At 42.6% G+C, this 20,900-nt stretch carries 17 protein-coding genes; 10 read left to right on the forward strand and 7 right to left on the reverse strand.

Going from position 1 to position 20,900, the window contains the following annotated elements; translation table 11 throughout:
- Positions 1 to 149: 149 nt before the first annotated feature.
- From CUU64_RS22600 to addA, 3 genes are all read left to right on the forward strand, one after another.
- Positions 150 to 275, forward strand: a complete 126-nt coding sequence (locus tag CUU64_RS22600) for a hypothetical protein (RefSeq protein ID WP_257985498.1) — start codon at positions 150 to 152, stop codon at positions 273 to 275.
- 70 nt (positions 276 to 345) lie between these two features.
- Entirely contained in the window at positions 346 to 3,840 is a 3,495-nt protein-coding gene (gene addB / locus CUU64_RS11945; RefSeq protein WP_101633853.1) for a helicase-exonuclease AddAB subunit AddB, read from the forward strand.
- Positions 3,833 to 7,609 (forward strand): helicase-exonuclease AddAB subunit AddA, encoded by a 3,777-nt coding sequence (gene addA, locus CUU64_RS11950; protein ID WP_101633854.1) that lies wholly within the window; start codon positions 3,833 to 3,835, stop codon positions 7,607 to 7,609. The genes addB and addA overlap by 8 nt, the downstream gene beginning before the upstream one ends.
- Before the next feature lie 63 nt (positions 7,610 to 7,672).
- Here the strand turns inward: addA and CUU64_RS11955 are convergent, their stop codons facing one another.
- From CUU64_RS11955 to CUU64_RS11980, 6 genes are all read right to left on the reverse strand, one after another.
- Positions 7,673 to 7,891: a spore germination protein gene (locus tag CUU64_RS11955; protein WP_101633855.1), complete on the reverse strand. Its 219-nt coding sequence runs from the start codon at positions 7,889 to 7,891 to the stop codon at positions 7,673 to 7,675.
- A 44-nt stretch (positions 7,892 to 7,935) separates the two neighbouring features.
- Positions 7,936 to 8,370 (reverse strand): spore germination protein GerPE, encoded by a 435-nt coding sequence (locus tag CUU64_RS11960; protein WP_101633856.1) that lies wholly within the window; start codon positions 8,368 to 8,370, stop codon positions 7,936 to 7,938.
- 2 nt (positions 8,371 to 8,372) lie between these two features.
- Positions 8,373 to 8,549, reverse strand: a complete 177-nt coding sequence (locus CUU64_RS11965) for a spore gernimation protein GerPD (RefSeq protein ID WP_101633963.1) — start codon at positions 8,547 to 8,549, stop codon at positions 8,373 to 8,375.
- Positions 8,539 to 9,150, reverse strand: a complete 612-nt coding sequence (gene gerPC / locus CUU64_RS11970) for a spore germination protein GerPC (protein ID WP_142383621.1) — start codon at positions 9,148 to 9,150, stop codon at positions 8,539 to 8,541. The genes CUU64_RS11965 and gerPC overlap by 11 nt, the downstream gene beginning before the upstream one ends.
- 89 nt (positions 9,151 to 9,239) lie before the next feature.
- On the reverse strand, positions 9,240 to 9,473 hold the full coding sequence (locus CUU64_RS11975) for a spore germination protein GerPB (RefSeq protein WP_308302373.1): 234 nt from the start codon (positions 9,471 to 9,473) through the stop codon (positions 9,240 to 9,242).
- Between the two features lies 1 nt (position 9,474).
- Positions 9,475 to 9,696 carry a spore germination protein gene (locus CUU64_RS11980; RefSeq protein WP_101633859.1) on the reverse strand — a complete coding sequence of 74 codons (222 nt, stop codon included), beginning with the start codon at positions 9,694 to 9,696 and terminating at the stop codon, positions 9,475 to 9,477.
- Between the two features lie 283 nt (positions 9,697 to 9,979).
- Between CUU64_RS11980 and CUU64_RS11985 the strand changes: the two genes are divergently transcribed.
- From CUU64_RS11985 to CUU64_RS12005, 5 genes are all read left to right on the forward strand, one after another.
- A complete protein-coding gene (locus CUU64_RS11985; protein WP_101633860.1) occupies positions 9,980 to 11,572 on the forward strand; it encodes a long-chain-fatty-acid--CoA ligase in 1,593 nt (530 codons plus the stop codon).
- Positions 11,573 to 11,922: 350 nt separating this feature from the next.
- Positions 11,923 to 12,600 carry an NAD(P)H-dependent oxidoreductase gene (locus CUU64_RS11990; RefSeq protein ID WP_101633964.1) on the forward strand — a complete coding sequence of 226 codons (678 nt, stop codon included), beginning with the start codon at positions 11,923 to 11,925 and terminating at the stop codon, positions 12,598 to 12,600.
- Positions 12,601 to 13,116: 516 nt separating this feature from the next.
- Positions 13,117 to 14,292: a DUF418 domain-containing protein gene (locus tag CUU64_RS11995; protein WP_257985500.1), complete on the forward strand. Its 1,176-nt coding sequence runs from the start codon at positions 13,117 to 13,119 to the stop codon at positions 14,290 to 14,292.
- A gap of 302 nt (positions 14,293 to 14,594) precedes the next feature.
- Positions 14,595 to 15,500 carry a fumarylacetoacetate hydrolase family protein gene (locus CUU64_RS12000; protein ID WP_101633862.1) on the forward strand — a complete coding sequence of 302 codons (906 nt, stop codon included), beginning with the start codon at positions 14,595 to 14,597 and terminating at the stop codon, positions 15,498 to 15,500.
- Between the two features lie 77 nt (positions 15,501 to 15,577).
- Positions 15,578 to 15,928, forward strand: coding sequence for a YisL family protein (locus CUU64_RS12005; RefSeq protein WP_101633863.1), 351 nt, complete (start codon positions 15,578 to 15,580; stop codon positions 15,926 to 15,928).
- A 319-nt stretch (positions 15,929 to 16,247) separates the two neighbouring features.
- Here the strand turns inward: CUU64_RS12005 and CUU64_RS12010 are convergent, their stop codons facing one another.
- Positions 16,248 to 16,820 (reverse strand): DUF2777 domain-containing protein, encoded by a 573-nt coding sequence (locus CUU64_RS12010; protein WP_101633864.1) that lies wholly within the window; start codon positions 16,818 to 16,820, stop codon positions 16,248 to 16,250.
- 350 nt (positions 16,821 to 17,170) lie between these two features.
- Here CUU64_RS12010 and asnB point away from each other — a divergent pair, with 350 nt between their 5' ends.
- Together asnB and CUU64_RS12020 are read left to right on the forward strand one after the other, a co-directional pair.
- On the forward strand, positions 17,171 to 19,024 hold the full coding sequence (asnB, locus tag CUU64_RS12015; protein ID WP_101633865.1) for an asparagine synthase (glutamine-hydrolyzing): 1,854 nt from the start codon (positions 17,171 to 17,173) through the stop codon (positions 19,022 to 19,024).
- A gap of 351 nt (positions 19,025 to 19,375) precedes the next feature.
- Positions 19,376 to 20,899 (forward strand): alpha-amylase family glycosyl hydrolase, encoded by a 1,524-nt coding sequence (locus CUU64_RS12020; protein ID WP_101633866.1) that lies wholly within the window; start codon positions 19,376 to 19,378, stop codon positions 20,897 to 20,899.
- The last annotated feature ends 1 nt before the right edge of the window (position 20,900 follow it).

The raw sequence follows: 20,900 nt of genomic DNA on the forward strand, positions 1-20,900 counted from the left end.
GCAAAGGGGTCAGCTTTATTTGTTTTTATATAAAAGGGAACATATGATTGTACTTTTTGTCCAAGAATCGGTAAAATGGAGAAAGAAGGTAACTGATAAAAATTAGCTAAAGTAGAGACAAGTTTTCCAGAAGGCATTGGTGAATTCCGATGTCTTTTGCCGTATTGTCGGCTATCGTTCTTACTACTGTTGTGGTGCCATTAATTTACACAAACCTGAACGGAAAATTGACAGGTATTTTTGATATGATTGTACTAAAGAGATTGGTCCGCTGATCTGGTCAAATCGCTTTCGTTGCTCGATGGCGGTTTTGGGCGGTGAAAAGGGGATAGAGGAGGAAATAGGATGTCTCTCCGTTTTTTGCTTGGAAGAACCGGGACTGGGAAAACAACGAAAATTCTTGATGAAATCCGTGGGAAAATGCATAGTAATCCGTCAGGAAGTCCGATTATTTATCTTGTTCCAGATCAAATGACGTTTTTATCAGAATATAAATTAATAACCACCCCGGGCCTTTCGGGGATGATACGTACCCAGGTGTATAGTTTTTCCCGCCTTGCCTGGCGCGTTCTCCAGGAAACCGGCGGAATGACAAGGCTCCACTTGGACAGTGTTGGAGCCAATATGCTTATCCGCAAGATTATTGAAGATAAGAAAGATGATTTAAAAATGTTTCGCCGCTCTGCAGACAAACAGGGATTTATTGCCCAGATTGAAGAAATGCTTACAGAATTTAAGCAATACTGCATCAACCCTGAGGACATTAAGGAATTTGTAGAGCAAAAGGAAAAAGGCGGGGGGCTGGATGCGAAGCTTCATGACCTTGAAATGATATACCGCGCATTTGAGGACGAACTGGTTGGCAAGTATTTGGCTTCGGAGGATTATTTTACATTGCTGGTAGAAAAGGTGGCAATGTCGTCATATATCTCATCAGCCGAGATTTATATTGATGGTTTTTATAGCATGACACCACAGGAACTTCTAATAGTAAAGGAACTTATGAGACTAAGCAAAGGTGTCACCGTAGCCCTCACACTGGACCGGCCGTACAAGCAAACCCCACCGGAAAACCTGGAATTATTCAGGCAGACAGGATCGCTTTACCATAGCATTTATAACGAGGCTCTAAACCTCGGGATGATGCCGGAATCGGATATTGTTTTGTCACGGGCTGAACGGTTTAGTTCAAGTCCAGCTCTTGCTCATCTCGAAGCAAATTTTAATGTCCGCCCAGCCCGAATTTTTCCGGACGGTACAGATATTGCTTTGGTACCTTCGGTTAACCGGCGAGCAGAGGTGGAGGGAGCTGCGCGTACAATCTTAAAGCTTGTCCGTGAAGAAAATTACCGTTGGAGAGATATTGCGATTTTAGTGCGTAATGGAGATTCCTATCATGACTTGATCCAAACGGTTTTCCGGGATTATCAAATTCCGGTTTTCGTTGATTCGAAACGCTCCATGCTAAACCATCCTATGATCGAACTAATTCGGTCCACCCTTGAAATCCTGCTTTCAAATTGGAGATACGAACCGGTTTTCCGCTCCATTAAAACAGAACTGCTGTACCCGCTTGCCGGGAATCACGATCGCATCAGGGAACGGGTGGACAGGCTTGAAAATTTTGTTCTTTCCCGTGGAATCAAGGGAGAAAAATGGACGTCGAAGGAACGTTGGAAATACGTGCGGTTCCGTGGACTTGAACTAGAAGAGCGCACTCAGACAGAAAGTGAAAAGCGGATAGAGGATGATTTCAATGAGCTGAAACAAATGTTTACTGAACCGATCCTTCGTTTGTCCCGCCGCTTAAAACGCGCAAAAAATGGACGCGAATTTTGTGAAGCCCTTTATTTGTATCTTGAGGAATTGCATGTCCCTGAAAAACTGGATAAATGGAAATTTGAAGCGGAAGATGAAGGGGATTTGCTTGCTGCGCGGGAGCATGAACAAGTGTGGGACGCTGTAATGGATTTATTGGACCAATTTGTAGAAATGCTCGGAAATGAAATGAGTAGCTTGAAACAGTTTTCTGCCGTTATCGAGACGGGTTTAGAAACATTGAAGTTCTCCCTTGTTCCCCCCGCCATTGATCAGATCCTTATTGCTAATTTAGATTTATCACGTTTAGATGATGTTAAGGCCGCATTTGTCATTGGTCTTACAGAAGGTGTGCTGCCGGCAAAAGCGGGTGAAGAAGGGATATTTTCCGACGGTGACCGGGACGCTTTATCCACTGAAGGGCTCCCAATTGCCCCAAGCTCAAAAATTCGGCTGATGGATGAGGAATTTACCGCCTATAAAGCGTTCATGACGCCTTCACAGAAGCTTTATCTCTCCTATCCTTTAGCTGATGAAGAAGGAAAAACACTATTACCGTCTTCCTATATTAAGAGAGTAAGAGATGTGCTTCCTAACCTCGCGGAATCGTTTTATATGAATGATCCGTCAGACCTTCCTGCATCTCGGCAAGTGGAATATGCAGCGAATTTTGATGTGGCTTTATCATACTTAACTGCACAGCTGCAGCTGAAAAAAAGAAATTATCCAATCGATCCGCTCTGGTGGGATGTTTATAACGCCTATATTGATAACAAAGTCATGAAACAGGAAGCGGTACGCGTCCTTTCCAGCCTTTTTTATGAGAACAAGGCAAAGCAATTATCAGCTTCTACGAGCAAAAAATTATATGGAGATACAATTACGGCGAGTGTATCACGGATGGAAATGTTCAACAGCTGTCCGTTTTCCCATTATGCAGCTCACGGATTGAAACTAAATGAACGTAAGATTTACCGGCTTGATGCCCCGGATATAGGAGAGATGTTCCATGGTGCACTCAAGCTGATTTCGGATTATTTGCGTGACCACCATATTTCCTGGGCATCCCTTACAAAGGAACAATGTCTAAGGCTGGCAAAAGAAGCAGTGGACCGGCTGGCTCCAAGGCTTCAAAATGAAATACTGCTTAGCACAAACCGCCATCATTATTTAAAGAAGAAGCTAGAAAATGTCATTGGCCGTGCCTCGATGATTTTAAGCGAGCATGCAAAGGTCAGCGGCTTTGCGCCGATCGGACTTGAACTTGGATTCGGAAAGAACGGAGAACTGCCACCCCTTTCCTTTACCTTGAAGGATGGAACAAAAATGGAGCTCGTTGGTAGAATAGACCGGGTGGATAAAGCGGTAGAAAACGAGGGCGTTTATTTACGGGTAATGGATTATAAGTCTAGCGAAAAGGATGTCAATATCAGTGAGGTCTACTATGGGCTTGCTTTACAAATGCTTACTTACCTGGATGTAGTCATTACCCACTCCGTGCCTCTGATCGGGACAGATGCTTTTCCAGCTGGTGTACTTTACTTTCATGTCCATAATCCGGTGGTAAACACAAGCGGCATGGTTGGAATGGATGAAATAGAGAAGGGGATTTATAAGAGCTTCAAAATGAAGGGCCTTCTGCTTGGGGAACATAGTATTCTCCAATTGATGGACCGCTCGCTTGAACAAGAGGGATCACAGTCTTCAGATGTGATTCCTGCTGGTTTTAATAAAGATGGCTCTATTAAATCACACTCCAAAATTGCAAGCCGCGAAGAATTCTCGCTGTTGAAAAGACACGTACGGGAAGTGTATCAGGATGCAGGCGATTCTATCGTTGAGGGAAAGGTTGATATTACTCCATACAAACTGAAAGACCGGACTCCGTGTACGTTTTGTTCATTTAAGTCAGTTTGCCAATTCGATCAGTCGCTGGCGGAAAACGAATTTAGAATTTTAACACCAAGAAAGCAGTCCGATATCTTGGAAATGCTGAGGAAGGAGACACAGGATAATGGGTAAAAAGCAGATTCCGGTTAAGCCGGCTGACGTTACCTGGACAGACGACCAGTGGAAAGCGATCTGGGCAAAGGGGCAGGATATCCTTGTAGCGGCAGCCGCCGGATCAGGGAAAACAGCCGTTTTGGTAAATCGTATTATCCAAAAAATTCTCTCAGATGAGAATCCGATAGATGTGGATGAACTGCTTGTTGTGACCTTTACCAATGCATCAGCGGCAGAAATGCGACATCGGATTGGAGAAGCGCTTGAGAAGGCGATTGATGAAAACCCCGATTCACAGCATTTGCGAAAGCAGTTGGGCCTGATCAATCGGGCTTCGATTTCTACTCTCCATTCCTTTTGCCTGGAAGTAATAAGGAAGTATTATTACTTGACTGAAATTGATCCAGGCTTCCGGATTGCAGATTCCACCGAATCTGAACTGCTCCGGGATGAAGTGATGGAAGACATGTTCGAGGAACAGTACGGCCAAAGCGATAATGAGCGCTTTTTTAACCTGGTTGATGCATTTACGAGCGACCGAAATGACTCAGGCTTGCAAAACATGGTCCGCTCCTTGCATGATTTTTCAAGGTCACATCCAGAGCCGGACCTTTGGCTGGATAATCTGGTCAAAATGTATGAAGTCGATGAAAATAGCTTGATCGACGACCTCTCGTTTATTGATGCCTTAAAATTTGATATTGATATACAGCTCCAAACAGCGCACGATCTTCTAAATCAAGCAATGGACCTGGCAAATCTTCCGGGGGGGCCAGCCCCACGTATTGAAAATTTCGTTGATGATCTTAGGATTGTCGAGCAATTATCCAATGCCCGTGAGCAGTCGTGGAACCATCTTTACGAGTCGATGCAGACCTGGAAATTTTCGACGGCTAAGCGTTGTACCGGTGACCAATATATTAAAGAACTGGTTGATTTAGCTACAAGTCACCGCAACAAAGCGAAAAAAATACTAGAGAAGTTGAAAAGTGAATTATTCTCCCGAAAGCCGGGCAGCTATATTCGTGATATTCGTGAACTAAAAGGATATGCAGAAACACTTGTCATGCTGGTCAAAGAGTTTGATTCGCGATTTTTTGCAGCAAAGGCGGAAAAGAATCTGGTGGATTTTGCAGACCTGGAGCATTATTGCCTGGAGATCCTTACAGAATCGAATGATGATTCGATGAGGTTGCCTTCACAAGCAGCGCTGGAATACCGAAGCAGATTCAAAGAGGTACTGGTTGACGAGTATCAGGATACGAATCTTGTTCAGGAGTCGATTATAAAGCTTGTGACCGCTGATGGAGAGGAAAATGGAAATCTATTTATGGTTGGTGACGTAAAGCAAAGCATTTACCGTTTCCGGCTTGCGGAGCCGAACCTATTTCTAGGGAAATACACACGCTTTACACATGAAGGCACCGATACGGGCTTGCGGATTGACTTAAACCAAAACTTCCGCAGCCGAAGGGAAGTGCTGGATGGTACAAACTATTTGTTTAAGCAGCTAATGGGCATTGCAGTAGGAGAGATCGAGTACGATCAGGACGCCGAGCTAAAAAAAGGGGCTGCTTATCCGGAAGACAAATATCCGATTGAATTGTACTTAATTGATGGGACAAACACTGAGGGAGAGGTTAGTTTGTCTCAGCACGAACCGGAGACCGATTCACCGGAAGCGGCTTTCGATACGGAGGAATTAGAAAACGCCCAGCTGGAAGCAAGGATGATGGCGAAGCTGATTCGAAAAGCGATTGCGGAAAAACAGCAAATTTTTGATGCCAAAACACAGAACTACCGTTCTATTACCTATCGGGACATTGTCATCCTCTTGCGATCCATGCCATGGGCTCCGCAAATTATGGAGGAATTTAAGAATCAAGGGATACCGGTGTATGCGAATTTGTCGACCGGCTATTTTGAGGCTACTGAAGTGGCAATTATGATTTCCTTGTTGAAGGTGATCGATAATCCTCAGCAGGATATCCCGTTAGTTTCTGTACTCCGTTCGCCGATTGTCGGCATGGATGAAGAAGAATTGGCTCAGATCCGACTATTTCATTCGGGAACCTATTATGAGGCCATGTCCGATTTTTTTAGGAAAGCTGATGCTGAAGAATATGGCTCTCTTTATGAAAGGGCGGCCTGGTTTATTGGAAAACTTGTGAAGTGGAGAAGGTTAGCGGCCAAGGAGCCCCTTTCCGATTTGATTTGGCTATTGTACCGCGAGACGAGGTTTTATGATTTTGCCGGCGGAATGCCAGGTGGAAAACAACGGCAGGCCAACCTCCGAGCGTTATATGACCGTGCACGGCAGTATGAGTCCAGCTCCTTTCGCGGGTTATTCCGTTTTTTGCGCTTCATCGAAAGAATGCAGCAACGTGGGGATGATTTGGGTGCTGCAAGGGCTTTGGGGGAACAGGAGGATGTTGTCCGGCTGATGACCATCCATTCCTCTAAAGGGTTAGAGTTTCCCGTTGTGTTCATTGCGGGGCTTTCCAAGCAATTCAACATGATGGATATCCGGAAGTCTTATTTACTTGATAAAGATTACGGTTTTGCTTCAAAATATGTAAATCCGGAGCTGCGTATAACATATCCATCCCTGCCGCAAATCGCATTCAAAAAGAAAAAACAGCTAGAAATGATTGCAGAGGAAATGCGTGTTCTCTATGTTGCTTTAACAAGGGCTAAGGAAAAGCTCTACCTGATCGGCACTGTTAAGGATGCGGAAAAAAAGTTACAGGAATGGGCAACCGCCCGCACAAATAACGATTGGCTGCTAAAGGATTATGTCAGGGCAGGCGCTAAAAGCTATATGGATTGGATTGGTCCTGCGATTGTGCGACACAACCACAGCGATCTCTTATTTGGAACGGAATACGGTGAAGCCGCCAATGAAGACGTCTACCGCCATCCATCAAGTTGGCAAATTGAAATCGTACCAGGCGGGGACTTGCAACTGGCGGATGATGAGGAAGCGATGGAGCAGGAAAAACTTCTGGACGCTGTGAAAAATTTCGAGAAAGCTAATGCACAGTCAGAATATAAGGATAAAATTGTTCACCAATTGAATTGGGAATATCCTTATGCTGATGCAGCTGTTCATCGTTCTAAACAATCGGTGTCAGAGTTAAAGAGGCAGGCTGAGGTTCGTGATGACCAAAGTTCTACGGAATTGCTGCGGAAGTTTAAGCGCCCCATTTTAACCCGCCCGGTCTTTATGCAGGAAAAATCGCTGACCCCCGCTGAAAAAGGGACGGTTATGCATTTGATTATGCAGCATATTGATATGGCCCTTCCAGTTACAGAACAAACTATAAATCAGTTGGCTGAGGATTTAATCAAGCGCGAGCTTATGACAGAAGAGCAAAAAGCGGCAATAGATCCTGCCGTTATAGTAGGTTTCTTTGAAAGTGAGATCGGTGAGCGTTTAAAACGAGCTGACGCGATTCGTCGTGAAGTGCCGTTTACCATGGCAGTGCCTGCGCATGAGGCCTATAATGACTGGGAAAACGGCGATGAACATATTCTTATCCAGGGGGTCATCGATTGTATTTTCGAGGATGAGCAAGGAACGGTTCTCCTCGATTATAAAACGGACACGATTACTGGGCGGTTTGCCAGTGGATTTGAGGGGGCCAGGGAAATCTTGGCTGACAGGTACCGCGTCCAGTTGAAATTATATACCCGGGCAATTGAAACCATACTAAAGAAGTCGGTAACTGAGAGCTACCTGTTCTTCTTTGATGGCGCACATTTATTGAACATGAATAACAGCTGAAACGAAATGATTAGTTTATACCATAAAGAAACGGCAGCGTTGCGCAAGCCGTTTCTTTTTTTACTAAAAATTGCCTGTAACAGGCTGGTCAACACCATTTGCGTTTATGACATTGGTCCCGCTTATTCCGCTTCCTGATAATACAAATGCCCCAAGGTTGTACCCTCCGCTGCCCAGGTATGTTTTTGAGGAACTTTTTGGAGAAGTAGACAGGGTGTCCCCGAATTGAAGTGCTCCCCCGCTTATATTAATTACTTGGACCGGTCCAATAATAGCTGGCATTTTTCTTCCCCTCCTTTGCTAAACTAGTATTGGTGTTTATTCATTTAATCGAAAGGTTGGCTCCCAGTTGTTTGAATGCTTGTTGAAGGAGTTTCATAAGGTATTGGGCGGCTGCCATTTAAAAGCTGGCGGATATGCTTAATCCTGGCATGCATGAGAGTATCACCCGTATTCCCTAACATAACGACTGAAGAGGCAGCTATACCCTTAATATCTATCTCCCCGACATTAATAAATGGCTGTTTGTTTACATAGGTAGTTGTGACTTGTTCTGTTATTGGCAAAAAAAAGTCGGGATAAGAATAAATTTCATAAGGAAGGACATCTGCTTCGTTTCCCAAATAAGTTGGTATTTGTCTTTGAACGGCAAATACATTTGCAATGCTATGAATGTATGAGCAGTCGCCGATTTGAATAGTAGAACTCAAATCTAAGGACTTGATTGATACACTGTCTACTTTTGAAATTCTTGAAAACATTTTTATCTCTGTACAAAAGGCGTCAAAGGACCAATAATCAAGGATTCCGGAGGAGTATCAAAGGCTGATGAAAGCTGGATGGTATGTGCATCCCCGATTAGGAACAAGGAAGCACTGGATATACCAATCATATTGATAGAGCCTACATGCAGACCGCAATTTGTCACATTATACTGCATTGTCATTATAACCTCCCGTTTGTTTATGCGAAAAAGTGAGAAAATTACCAATCGCACTCAAGATGTCGTTCTTTATTTGTTCGGTTACCTTATCCCTGACTTGATCAACCTGGCTGTTAACTCGCTCAGTGGGCGCTGTTCTATCTAGATATAGCTCGATTCTTTGTTGAAGCTGCCTGGCTACGTCGCTCTTAATGAATTCCCTGTATGAAGAGTCGATGGGACGTCCAGCCCTGCGTTCAGATTCGGTAATGATGTCATCCATCTGTCCCTGAATGGATTGTGTAATTTGCCCAATAACGGCTTCCCGCTCCGGAAATAAGTAAGGTACCTGTGGAGAAGTTCCATTTATGGAGAATTCATCTATCTGGTTAAGATCATTTGGATTTAATCCGATATTTAATGTGCCTTCCAAAGTTTCAACCTTCAACTGATCAAATTTATATTCGATTCTTCCAACATGCACTGGCGGTTTATTCCTTAGTTCCGTAAGCTCCTCTCTTAATAACTGTAATGACTTTTCCAATTGGGCAATGCGGTTTTCCTGGGTCGCTAAATATCGTTGCATCTGAAGCGTGTAGGAATGAAATTCATTTTGCACAGGTCCAATCACCTCAACTCCTGCGCTATCTCAGTTCTTGCCATATTATATGCAAAAATCTTGCTTAGGTGAGTGCCTAAGCAAATAGTTTAGTTCCCGGAAGAATCCCGGAATTGCACAAAGCTGGCAGTTTCGGGAGCTAATTCGGGTGCAGGGCCTATAAATCCTCCAGTATTAGCAAGGCTGGAAAAGGGCTTGATCACTCCAGCGCTTCCAATTTGAAAAACAGATGAGTTTGAGATGCTATTGATCTTTATCATGTTTATATGAATCGACTGTTGAATATGGAAAATCATCGCGCCAACCTCCTTATTTCCAAAAATGTTACAGAGTGAGTCCGATGGGCTGGTCAACTAAATTGGCGTCATAAGTACTAGTTGTACTTTGGTTATTATATAGTGATAGGTTTTCTCCAGTATTAAAGGAACCAGCACCGGCAAAGGTTTTTGTATTCGAACGTGGGGAAATCTTAAATACATCGCCAATATGGAAGACACCGCCGCTCCCTATGTTTATTACTTGCACTGCTCCAACAATAGCCGGCATAATATCCCTCCATTTTTATGGATTGAATTCATATATCCTATGTCACGATTCCGCTAATGTGATATCGGCAGTTACGTGCTATTGGCAGCACGTACACAATCAACGAGAGAAAGAAAGTCATACAAAGCCTTACACAACAAAGAAACACAGATCATTAAACAATTATTTTAAGAATAGAAGAAAAAATGTTATATAACAGAAATAAAAGTTACTGGTTTATTTGCAATGGGGTGTGTTAGTATGAAGATGATTTAGAAAATTCAAACTTTTAGAGGTGTTGGAGATGAATGTACCTTTAGTTTTGCCGCAATTTTTGGACCGCGCCGTTTCCTTATACGGAGAAAAAGCGGCGGTTTATTGTGATGAAAGAGTTTTTACATACAAAGAATTAAATGCAAGGGTTAATCAGCTTTCTCATGGATTAAGAGATCTAGGAATAGCTAAAGGGGACCGTGTTGCTTATTTGGCGCCCAATACCCTTGAAATGCTAGAAGGGTTCTACGGTGTTTTCCAGCTTGGTGCCATTATGGTGCCGCTTAACATAAGGCTGACTCCAGCGGATTATGTGTTTATTCTAAACCACAGTGAATCTAGGGTTCTTTTTGTGGACCAGGACTTATATCACCTCATACAGCCTGTTAAGACGCAGCTGGAAACGGTTGAGCATATCATCGTCCACTATAAGGATCAGGAAACAAATGAAACCGATTACAATAGATGGGTAGACAGTTATACCCCTGAACGTTTTGAGCGTGCTGATCTCCATGAAGATGATGTTTGCAGCCTGCTTTATACAAGTGGGACAACGGGAAATCCCAAAGGAGTTATGCTGACTCACCGCAACAATTATCTTCATGCCTTAAGTTCTATGCATCATTTACGGGTGAGCGACCGTGATGTTTACCTCCATGTCCTGCCGATGTTCCATGTGAATGGATGGGGCTCCCCTTTTTATTATACCGCAAACGGTGCGACCCATATTTGCTTGAAGAAAGCTACTCCTGAGGCAATTTTTCAAGCAATGAAGGACCATAAAGTGTCTATCCTTCATATGGCGCCTACGGTTTTGAATTCGCTTCTGCAGTATAATGAAGAAAATGCACCAGCATTAGAGCAAGAGGTTCGTGTGGTAATCGCAGGTTCGGCACCACCGCCGGCTTTCGTGAGAAGAGTGGAAGAAGAGCTTGGCTGGGAATTCATCCAGGTCTACGGAATGACTGAGTCTACACCGCTAAGCTTAGTTTCCACCATTAGGCCACATATCTCCCATCTTCCTCAAAATGAACAGTACAGAATCAAGGCCAAAGCAGGCTATCCAATGATTGGCTGCGATGTCCGGGTAGTCAAAGAGAATGGGAAAGAAGTGGCACATGACGGGAAAGAAATTGGAGAAGTGGTGACAAGAAGCCATGGAGTCATGAAGGGCTATTGGAAAAATGAACAAGCAACGATGGAAACAATCCGGAATGGCTGGCTGCATACCGGTGATATGGGGACGGTCGATGAATATGGGCATATCGATATTGTAGACCGCAAGAAGGATATCATTATCAGCGGCGGAGAGAATATTTCTTCCATTGAAGTTGAAGGGGTATTATATGAACACCCAAGCATCCGTGAGGCCGCGGTCATTGCCGTGCCCCATGAAAAGTGGGGAGAGACCCCGCATGCCTATGTAGTTTTAAGAGAAAACCAGAATGTAAGTGAACAAGATATCATCAACTTTTCCAGGGAAAAACTTGCCCATTTTAAAGCTGTTACAGGGGTGACATTTGTACAGGAGCTTCCGAAAACTGCATCAGGGAAGATCCAAAAAGTCCATCTCCGCAATGAATATTGGAGTTCGCATGGGAAAACGGGACGCTTTGTAAACTAATCCGTATGAACAAAACCGCCCTTTTACATAGGGCGGTCTTTTAAACTACAATAATGAATGAAGATACGAGGGGGCCTAGCCATCATTTTGTAGGTATTTATAATCCTTTGAAGAGCTTCATAACTCAGGCATATTATTTGTGTTTTATTCTGTTTTCTTTATAATCGACCAAGTAATAATTAGATCACAGCTAGACAATAATAATCCTTGAAAAGTTAGTGTGGAGAGGGTTGCAAAGAATATGCCTCTTAATAAGCCAAGACGCATTTAAGTGTTATCGTAAGCTATGAAACCGGTTCACATCCTTTCATCTTAGAATCGAAATTTAGACAAAAAGGAGCAATACAATGATGGACAGCCGTGAAGAAAAAAAGCAGGAAATACTTGAAGCCTTTCAATTTAGGCATGCAACAAAAGAATTTGACCCAAATAAAAAAATCTCTGAAGATGACTTTACCTTTATTTTGGAAGCAGCAAGATTATCGCCTAGCTCAGTCGGTTATGAACCATGGAAATTTCTAATTGTTCAAAACAAAGAATTGCGGGAAAAGCTGCGGGAAGTTTCTTGGGGAGCACGTGGGCAGCTACCGACTGCAAGCCACTTCGTCGTTATTCTTGCAAGAACGATTAAAGACACCAAATATGATAGCGAATATGTAAAAAACCAAATGCTAAACGTAAAACAGATTCCTGAAGACGTTTTTGCTCAGATGAAAATCAGATACAAGGAGTTTCAGGAAGATGATTTGAATATTCTTGAAAATGAACGAACAGCATTCGACTGGGCCAGTAAACAGACGTATCTTGCCTTAGCTAATATGATGACGGCTGCTGCTCAAATTGGAATAGACTCTTGTCCAATTGAAGGATTTAATTTTGACAAGGTGCAAAAGGTTTTAGCAGAGGAAGGTTTGCTTGAAGATGGCCATTTAGCTGTCTCCGTAATGGCGGCATTCGGTTACAGAAGTAATGAGCCCCGTCCCAAAACTAGAAAGAACATGAATGATATTGTTCAATGGATTAAATAGGAACCAGAGGTGAGGATTTCAATTCTCGCCTTTTTTTGTTCATAAAAGCCCTTCGGCAGTACTTACCCAAAATATCTTATTCAGATTTTTGATGACATTCTGTATGTTTTGCTTGATATTTGCTACATAAAATCTTTCATTCATTTCACTAAAGAAATGATAAAAGCTGACCAGCATTCTGCGTCAGCTTTCTTCTTGATTATTTGTTTTTGCTTGTTCGAATAGATTGGATATGTAACCCTTTAGCTCAAATCCTTCTTCATCTATAAATTCGATAATCTGTTTCATTTATTTTTTCCTCCTTTGTTGTTATTAGTATATGTATTCCCGCTCTATCAATCTTTTAATCAACCAATTTATTAAAAAAAACTATTTCGTGGCGAAAATAGAAATTGGCAGAAGATGTTAATGCGAAAATAAGAAAATTTTTAACAAATTTGTAGTAAGAATTAAAATGTGATAAAGATAATGATATACCTAGCCTGGATTTCGATTAGAATGGATGTGATCCTTCAGATGCAACAGCCTAATAGAATGATAAGTATAGATATCCTGAGGGGATTCTCAATCCTTGGTATCCTCCTGGTAAACATGCCATCGTTTCATTCGCCGGTGCTCTATATGAATCCGCTGGCCTGGTGGGAGGATAATCCCGACCACTTTTTGTATATCATCACTGATATTTTCGCCCAGGCAAGCTTCTACCCTTTGTTTGCATTTTTGTTTGGGTTTGGCGCCATTTTATTTGCACGAAAGACCAACCGTAATGGAGAATCGTTTGCAAACTTATTTTCAAGAAGGTTATTGGCATTGCTTTTATTTGGCTGCCTGCATGCGTTCTTCATCTGGCATGGAGATATATTAATCAATTATGCCTTGTTCGGTTTCGCTTTTCTCTTATTTTATAAAATGAGCGGGAAATCATTGTTGATCATAGGCTCATCTATTTATTTGGTTCCTTTTCTATTCGTTGCGGTTCTTATGTGGAAAGCCGGATTGTCGGAAATGAGTGTTCCTTCTCACCAGGAAGGAATTCGGCAATCTCTGGAAGCTTATGCAACTGGTTCATTTAAGGAAATTATGCAGCAGAGGTTCCAAGACTGGTATTTGGTGAATAACGCGGCTTCATCCATTTACTTATTTTTGTCCATTTTTCCATTGTTTTTGATTGGTGCAGGCTTTGCGAAAACGGACCTTCTTCAAAGGCCGATCCATTATAAAAAAACATGGGCCATCCTACTTGTTGTAAGTTTTATTGTAGGGTTTTCAATAAAGTTGTTCCCTTACTACAGTTTTGCAAGCCCTCTGGCTTTATTTATTCAGGACCAGTTTGGGGGACCCATTCTGTCGTTTTTTTATGTATCATCCATCACTCTGTTGGTAGAGAAGAGCTTTTTTTATAATCTTTTAAAGCCATTTTCCTATGTAGGAAAGCTTTCGATGAGCAATTATCTTTTCCAATCTATCGTCGGAACTTCCCTATTTTACTCGTATGGTTTGGGCTATTACGGAAATATCTCCTTTACTGCAGGCATGCTGCTCGCAGTTGGTATTTTTATCATTCAAATGGCAGCGAGCAGAGTTTGGCTCCAGTACTTCAGCAACGGGCCTGTCGAGCATATGTGGAGGCGTTTCATATATTGGGAAAAGCCTGGTTCAAGGAGAAATCAGAGTAAGAGGGGGCATTCGTGAAAGAGCTTTTCATTTTAGAATGATAGGACAAGCAGGCTTTCTAGGGTAGCTACAATGTTCCTATCTGGATTTCCTAAAGTGTCTGCCTTTATACGATTATAAAAAAGGAGAGTATAGTACCAAGACTGCGGTTAAACGGAAAGGTAGATTGAGAGTTTGTTAAGTTTAGCAAAGTAACCATACCTACATAAAAGTTTCCTTGAAGCACTTTCAATCTAGAAACAAGTTTTTTATACTGAGAAATAATCGTGGTATAGTAAAATTTGTGAAAGCAATTGGGATGAGAAGGAGCGAAATATTTAATGAGATTCTCAACAGCCAAAATCAAAGGGGAAAGCAAAATCCTGATGTCTAAAGAAAACGACAAGAAGTATTTAATGCTCAGGGAGGCTGCCGTAAAAATGAATGACAGCTCTGTTGCTCTTCCGGCTACACTGCTAGAATGCATTCAGGAAGTGGCCGATTTTGCGGAAAAGGCAGAAAGGATATATCTATGGAGCGTTAGCACGGACGATGACTCTCTTTTTGTAGCCCATGAAGAGTTGGAATGGGAGGCACCAATACCGCGACCGGCCAAAAATATTTTCTGTGTAGGAAAAAATTATGCTGAGCATGCAATCGAACTTGGCAGTGAAGCAGATATTCCTGAGCATATCATGCTTTTTTCGAAAACTCCTACCACAGTAGTCGGGCAAAATTCAGTTGTTCCTAGTCATAGTGACGTTACACAGCAATTGGATTATGAAGGAGAGCTTGCGATTATCATAGGAAAAAAAGGGCGCACGATCATGCGTGAAGAAGCTTTGGATTATGTGTTTGGATATACCGTTATCAACGATATCACAGCCCGGGACCTGCAGGCTAGGCACAAACAATTCCTGCTTGGAAAAAGTCTTGACGGTACATGCCCAATGGGCCCTTATATCGTTCATAAATCAATGGTCCCTAACCCTAATAAGCTTCGCATCCAAACGAAAGTGAATGGGGAAATACGCCAGGATGCTAATACGGAACAGTTCATTTTTCCCACAGAGGAAATCATTTCGGTAATTTCGAGAGGAATGACCCTGGAGCCTGGCGACATCATCGCTACCGGCACACCAGCAGGAGTAGGGAAAGGCTTTAAGCCGCCAAAATTCCTTAAATCTGGAGATACAGTGGAAATCACTGTCGAAAAAATTGGAACTCTCGTAAATAAAATCCAATAGTATTATGCAAAATTTTGTGATAACGCGTTTGTCTATGATATGATTGATGTGATTATTTCTGAGGAGGATTTTTTTAGATGACGCACATGCATATTACAACCTGGGTAGTCGCTCTCATACTCTTTTTTGTAGCAGTGTCTATGAATAAGGGTGACAACGCGAAAGGCTTTAAAATTGTACATATGATCCTGCGCCTTTTTTACGTGCTAATTATCCTTACCGGATTTGGCTTGATAGGCAGTGCTTTTGACGTTTACGCGCTCAAGGCTATCCTCGGCATTATTGTCATTGGTATGATGGAAATGATTCTTGTCAGAGCTAAAAAAGGGAAAAGCACTGGACCGCTTTGGGCCGTATTTATCGTTGCCTTTCTGGCAGTGGTTTATATGGGATTGGCCTTACCACAGGGCTTCCAGCCATTTGCTTAAATCCTGAACACCGCCGTTTACTTTTGGCGGTGTTTTTAATTTGTATTTGTATCAGGCCAAAAGTAAGTAAATCAATTGTAAGTTAAAAGCCTGGCGGGTTTCCTTAACCAGGCTAATTTAGTATATGAAAGCTGAAACTTTCTTGCACTCATAAAAACATAACACAGACTAAGTACGCCATTTCCTTTGCTACCTGTGTAACCATCTATCGTTATGGGCCTATTTTTGCTTCTGTCTTCACCTTTACAAAGTTATCCGTCGTTGAGCTTTATAACTTGACGATGGGAAGCTGAAAGGGATGCTGGCAATAATTTGCTGCTCACCGTTGGTCGGAATTGATTTTTTCTATAATAATCCGCTTTCCTGTATTGAGGGTAAATTCAAATCGATCATGTTCCTTTGCAGAGTAAAAAAAATGATGCTGGACAGAGCAAATCAGAGTACCATTATCAAAAATGAAAAAATTGACTCCGGACTGTGTTGCTGCCGTCCTAAGGAAGGTGAGCTGGTTATAGCCGTATATGCAATCATATATAGAAAAATCAAGTGAATTTAAGGTGGTAACAAACTGAAAGAAGGAATCATCATTCAATTCATCCAGCAGCCTTTCAAATGAGTAGATAAGCTGCTTTCGGATTCGGATTGGTTCATCATGCCCTAAATCAAATACTTGGCCTTTATGTGTAACAGTACCATTTTCCCCAATGCTCCCTTTGCACCAGCGGCCGTTGCGGAAAATCTCAATATCATGGTGCAAGTACTCATCGAGCGAAGAGGCCTCATCCGTTTCTCCATCAAAGAATATCCATTGATGATTGATGTATTCAACCGTACCTTCAGTAAATGCGCGAGATTGGCGGTTGAAAAGCTTAGATCTCTGCTGTTGGCTCATACAATACCCCTCCAAAAAATGGAACCTCACCTACTTTTTTGACAAATTCCACAAAAAATATAACTTCTTTTTTTACTACCGGGACAAATAACCATCCCAAATAAGTTTGCATAGTGTATTTAAAACAAAATGACGCCGGTCTTGCTCAACTTTTCATTTGGGGGTTACCCCATTGCTCAACAACGTACCGCACTAGGGTCAGACCCATCGTTTTAACGCGGCACTGATTGGGGCGGCAAACCTCCATCGTATTAACGCGGCACTGCACTGGGGGTCAGACCCCGGTTAATTGCTTTAGCGCAATGCCGCAAAGAGGGTTAGACCTATGATAAGAGGAAGGGTGAAAATACATGTGTGGGATTACTGGATGGATTGATTACCGGAAAAATGTTGGGAATGAGACTGATATTGTGGGCAAAATGACTGAAACGCTGTCTAAACGCGGCCCTGACCAAACAAATGTATGGACGGATACACATGCAGCGTTTGGCCATAAGCGCCTCACCGTTGTAGATCCGGAAGGCGGTTGCCAGCCAATGCTAAAAGAGCATCGGGAAAGAACATATATACTGTGCTACAATGGCGAGCTGTACAACACGGATGATATTCGAAAACAATTGTTATTAAAAGGATATTCCTTTAAAGGTCATAGTGATACAGAAGTTTTACTAACTTCTTATATTGAATGGAAAGAAAATTGCATGGATTTGTTTAATGGGATTTTCGCCTTTGCGATCTGGGATATGGAGGAGCAAAAATTGTTTATGGCCAGAGACCGGTTGGGCGTTAAACCTCTGTTTTATGCAGAGAAAGGCGGAGGATTCCTGTTTGGTTCGGAGATAAAGGCAATCTTGGCCCATCCAGACATGTCGGCCCAAATTGACAGAGAAGGGCTTGCGGAGGTTTTTGGTCTTGGTCCGTCACGCACACCAGGGTCAGGGGTGTTCCGCGGCATTAAGGAATTGCGCCCGGGACACGCATTAACATTATCGGCAGGAAAGGGATTAAGAGTCTGGCGCTACTGGAATGTGAAAAGTGAAGAGCACACCGATTCGTTGCAGGAAACCACGGAAAAAGTACGCTTCCTAGTGAATGATGCGGTTACAAGGCAGCTTGTCTCGGATGTCCCACTTTGTACATTTTTATCCGGAGGGGTCGATTCAAGCGCCATTACGGCTATAGCAGCGAGAGCGTACGAGCAAGAAGGCAAAGGCAGGCTTCATACTTATTCCATCGATTACCAAGATAATGACTTGTTCTTTAAAGAGAATGCATTCCAGCCGAATTCGGATGGACCGTGGATTAAATTAATGTCCGAGGCATTTAATACAGTGCATCATAGCTCCGTGATTTCACAGGAATCCCTTGCTGATTACTTAACAGAGGCTGTCCATGTAAGGGATTTGCCGGGAATGGCGGATATTGATTCATCACTTCTTTGGTTTTGCAAGGAAATTAAAAACAATTTTACTGTCGGGCTTTCTGGGGAATGTGCGGATGAAATTTTTGGCGGCTATCCATGGTTCCACAGGGAAGATGATTTAAGCCGCACTGGTTTTCCATGGATGCGTTCAACCAGTGCAAGGGTGTCATTATTAACAGAAAACTGGCAGACGAAATTAAAGCTTAAAGAATATGTACAGGAAAAGTACTTACAAACGGTTGCAGAAGTCCCGCGACTGGATGGAGAAACAGGGGAAGCTGCCAAAAGGAGAGAATTATTTTATTTAAATATCCTATGGTTCATGGCGACGCTGCTAGACCGAAAAGACAGGATGAGCATGGGTGCAAGCCTTGAGGTCAGGGTTCCATTTGCAGACCATCGCCTCGTTGAATATGTTTGGAACATCCCATGGGAAATGAAGATGACCGGAAATAGGGAAAAAGGCATTCTTCGGAAAGCATTGGAAGGGCTATTACCGGAAGAAGTGCTGTACCGAAAGAAAAGTCCATACCCGAAAACGCATAACCCTGCCTACACAAATAGAATCCAATCGTGGTTGAAAGAAATTTTGGCTGACCGGAATTCGAGTCTGCATGAGTTCTTTGATAGAGGAAAATTAAATGAAATTGTGGAGTCAAAAGGTGCGTCCTTCGAGATTCCATGGTTCGGGCAGCTTATGACTGGGCCGCAGCTTTTAGCGCATCTTGCCCAAATACATGTCTGGTTTAAGGACTATGATATTAAACTGATTGAATCATAAGGTTCTCCCGGGCAAAAATCAGTACTTCACAGGTACTAGTACGAGCGAACAACTGCATTCGGAAACAAGCCGTAAAGGAAATAATAGATAGGAAAAGGCGCAACAATTCACTTAATGAACGGTTGCGCCTTTTCCTTTATTTATGCTTGTTTGGCTGTAATGAAATTATAGGTTTGCATTATTATTATCATAACCTTTAATTTTAATAAATCTACGAAAACAGCAGGTGGCAACTGAACGAAAATTTGGTTTACCAGTCGTTCCGCCCTCTCCGTTCAGATTCATGTTTGACGGTTGAGTGACAAAAAGCTAATCTTATAGTCGTAGAGAAGTATAGTAGGGGGAGCGGATATGGTAAATAGAGTGCTGGCACTCGTTTTGATTCCGTTTCTTCTTTTTAACGGCCTTAAAGTAAGCGCTGTCGAAAAAGAAGAGCGATCTTGGCAAGACGAAGTGATTTATTCCTTGATGGTTGACCGATTTAACGATGGTAATACAAAGAACGCAAACGATGTGAACGTCACTGACCCCACCGCCTACAATGGCGGGGATTTTAAAGGGATTGAAGAACAGCTTGATTACATAAAAGACATGGGTTTTACAGCAATTTCACTGACGCCTGTATTTGACAATGAAGACCGGGGCTACCATGGTTATTGGATTCGGGATTTTTATAAGACAGAAGAACATTTCGGCACAATAGAAGGCTTTAAAAAGCTTGTAAAGGAAGCTCATAAACGGGATATGAAAATAATAGTAGAATTTCCAGTGAACCATGTCGGACCAAACCATCCCTGGCTTAATGATCCAGATAAAAAGGATTGGTTCCTGGAAAAAAGCGCAAGTGAAGGCAGAAATGCTCAAGGCGGAGAGCACGCTGTGTGGGCAGAGGATTTGCCTGAATTGAACCTAGATAATCAGGAGACAAGGACCTATTTTCTTGATGCAGCCAAATGGTGGGTACATGAGACTGACATTGACGGCTACAGCCTTGGAAGACTTGAGCATGCACCGAAGGATTTTTGGACCGATTTTTCAAAGGCTGTTAAGGTGGAGAAACAAGATTTCTTTTTGGCGGGACAGATAACAGAAGATGAACCCCAGACAATTGAACAGCTTAAAAAAATTGGTATAGATGGAATCATGGACATGACAAAAGCCGAACAATTACGGGAAGCTTTCAGCAGGACGGATCGGCCCCTGAGCGAAGTTGTTACTGGGTTTGGTGGTGGGGAATCCTCCAGGAACATGATGAGCTTTATCGATAATTATGAAATGTCCCGTTTTACCAATGAAGCTATGGCGAAGAAACAACATCCTGGAACGCGGTGGAAAATGGCGTTATCCTATCTATACACCGTCCCAGGAATGCCGGCTGTATATTATGGTACTGAAATTGCCATGAATGGGGGCAAAGTGCCTGACAATCATCAGATAATGGCATTTAAAGCGGAACAGGAGCTAATTGTTTATATCACTAAGCTTGCCGAACTGCGAAAACAGCTGCCTTCGCTGACGAAAGGCGATGTCCGGCTTCTTTATGAAAAGGATGGAATGTTGATATTTAAGCGGACATACAGAGATGAAACGGCAATCATTGCGATCAACAACACATCAAAGTCCCAAACAGTCACGTTGGATAAGGATATAATAGAAGAAGACAAAGAGCTAAGGGGATTGCTTGCAGGAGACTTAGTACGGAGCAAGGGTGAAAAATATACAATCGTTCTTGACCGTGAAGTTGCCGAAGTATATGTGCTCACTGATAAATCTGGTTTAAATGTCCCGTATTTGGCCATTATGGGTGCGGTCTACGCCGCGTTTGCGGTTTTCATTATCGTAATATGGAAAAGGGCACGTCGGGATAGGGGATAAA

Origin of the sequence: Bacillus sp. V5-8f, assembly GCF_002863565.1 — a bacterium.
In the GTDB taxonomy this organism is placed as follows: Bacteria; Bacillota; Bacilli; order Bacillales; family DSM-1321; genus Peribacillus.

Bases quoted from the DNA above. Each gene is read 5' to 3' on its own strand.
- CUU64_RS11990 (WP_101633964.1), top strand. From the start codon at position 11,923: ATGGACAGCCGTGAAGAAAAAAAGCAGGAAATACTTGAAGCCTTTCAA.
- asnB (WP_101633865.1), top strand. From the start codon at position 17,171: ATGTGTGGGATTACTGGATGGATTGATTACCGGAAAAATGTTGGGAAT.
- addA (WP_101633854.1), top strand. From the start codon at position 3,833: ATGGGTAAAAAGCAGATTCCGGTTAAGCCGGCTGACGTTACCTGGACA.
- CUU64_RS11980 (WP_101633859.1), bottom strand. From the start codon at position 9,696: ATGCCGGCTATTGTTGGAGCAGTGCAAGTAATAAACATAGGGAGCGGC.
- CUU64_RS12005 (WP_101633863.1), top strand. From the start codon at position 15,578: ATGACGCACATGCATATTACAACCTGGGTAGTCGCTCTCATACTCTTT.
- CUU64_RS11960 (WP_101633856.1), bottom strand. From the start codon at position 8,370: ATGTTTTCAAGAATTTCAAAAGTAGACAGTGTATCAATCAAGTCCTTA.
- CUU64_RS11955 (WP_101633855.1), bottom strand. From the start codon at position 7,891: ATGCCAGCTATTATTGGACCGGTCCAAGTAATTAATATAAGCGGGGGA.
- CUU64_RS11995 (WP_257985500.1), top strand. From the start codon at position 13,117: ATGCAACAGCCTAATAGAATGATAAGTATAGATATCCTGAGGGGATTC.
- CUU64_RS12010 (WP_101633864.1), bottom strand. From the start codon at position 16,820: ATGAGCCAACAGCAGAGATCTAAGCTTTTCAACCGCCAATCTCGCGCA.
- addB (WP_101633853.1), top strand. From the start codon at position 346: ATGTCTCTCCGTTTTTTGCTTGGAAGAACCGGGACTGGGAAAACAACG.
- CUU64_RS11985 (WP_101633860.1), top strand. From the start codon at position 9,980: ATGAATGTACCTTTAGTTTTGCCGCAATTTTTGGACCGCGCCGTTTCC.
- CUU64_RS11965 (WP_101633963.1), bottom strand. From the start codon at position 8,549: ATGCAGTATAATGTGACAAATTGCGGTCTGCATGTAGGCTCTATCAAT.
- CUU64_RS12020 (WP_101633866.1), top strand. From the start codon at position 19,376: ATGGTAAATAGAGTGCTGGCACTCGTTTTGATTCCGTTTCTTCTTTTT.
- CUU64_RS22600 (WP_257985498.1), top strand. From the start codon at position 150: ATGTCTTTTGCCGTATTGTCGGCTATCGTTCTTACTACTGTTGTGGTG.
- CUU64_RS12000 (WP_101633862.1), top strand. From the start codon at position 14,595: ATGAGATTCTCAACAGCCAAAATCAAAGGGGAAAGCAAAATCCTGATG.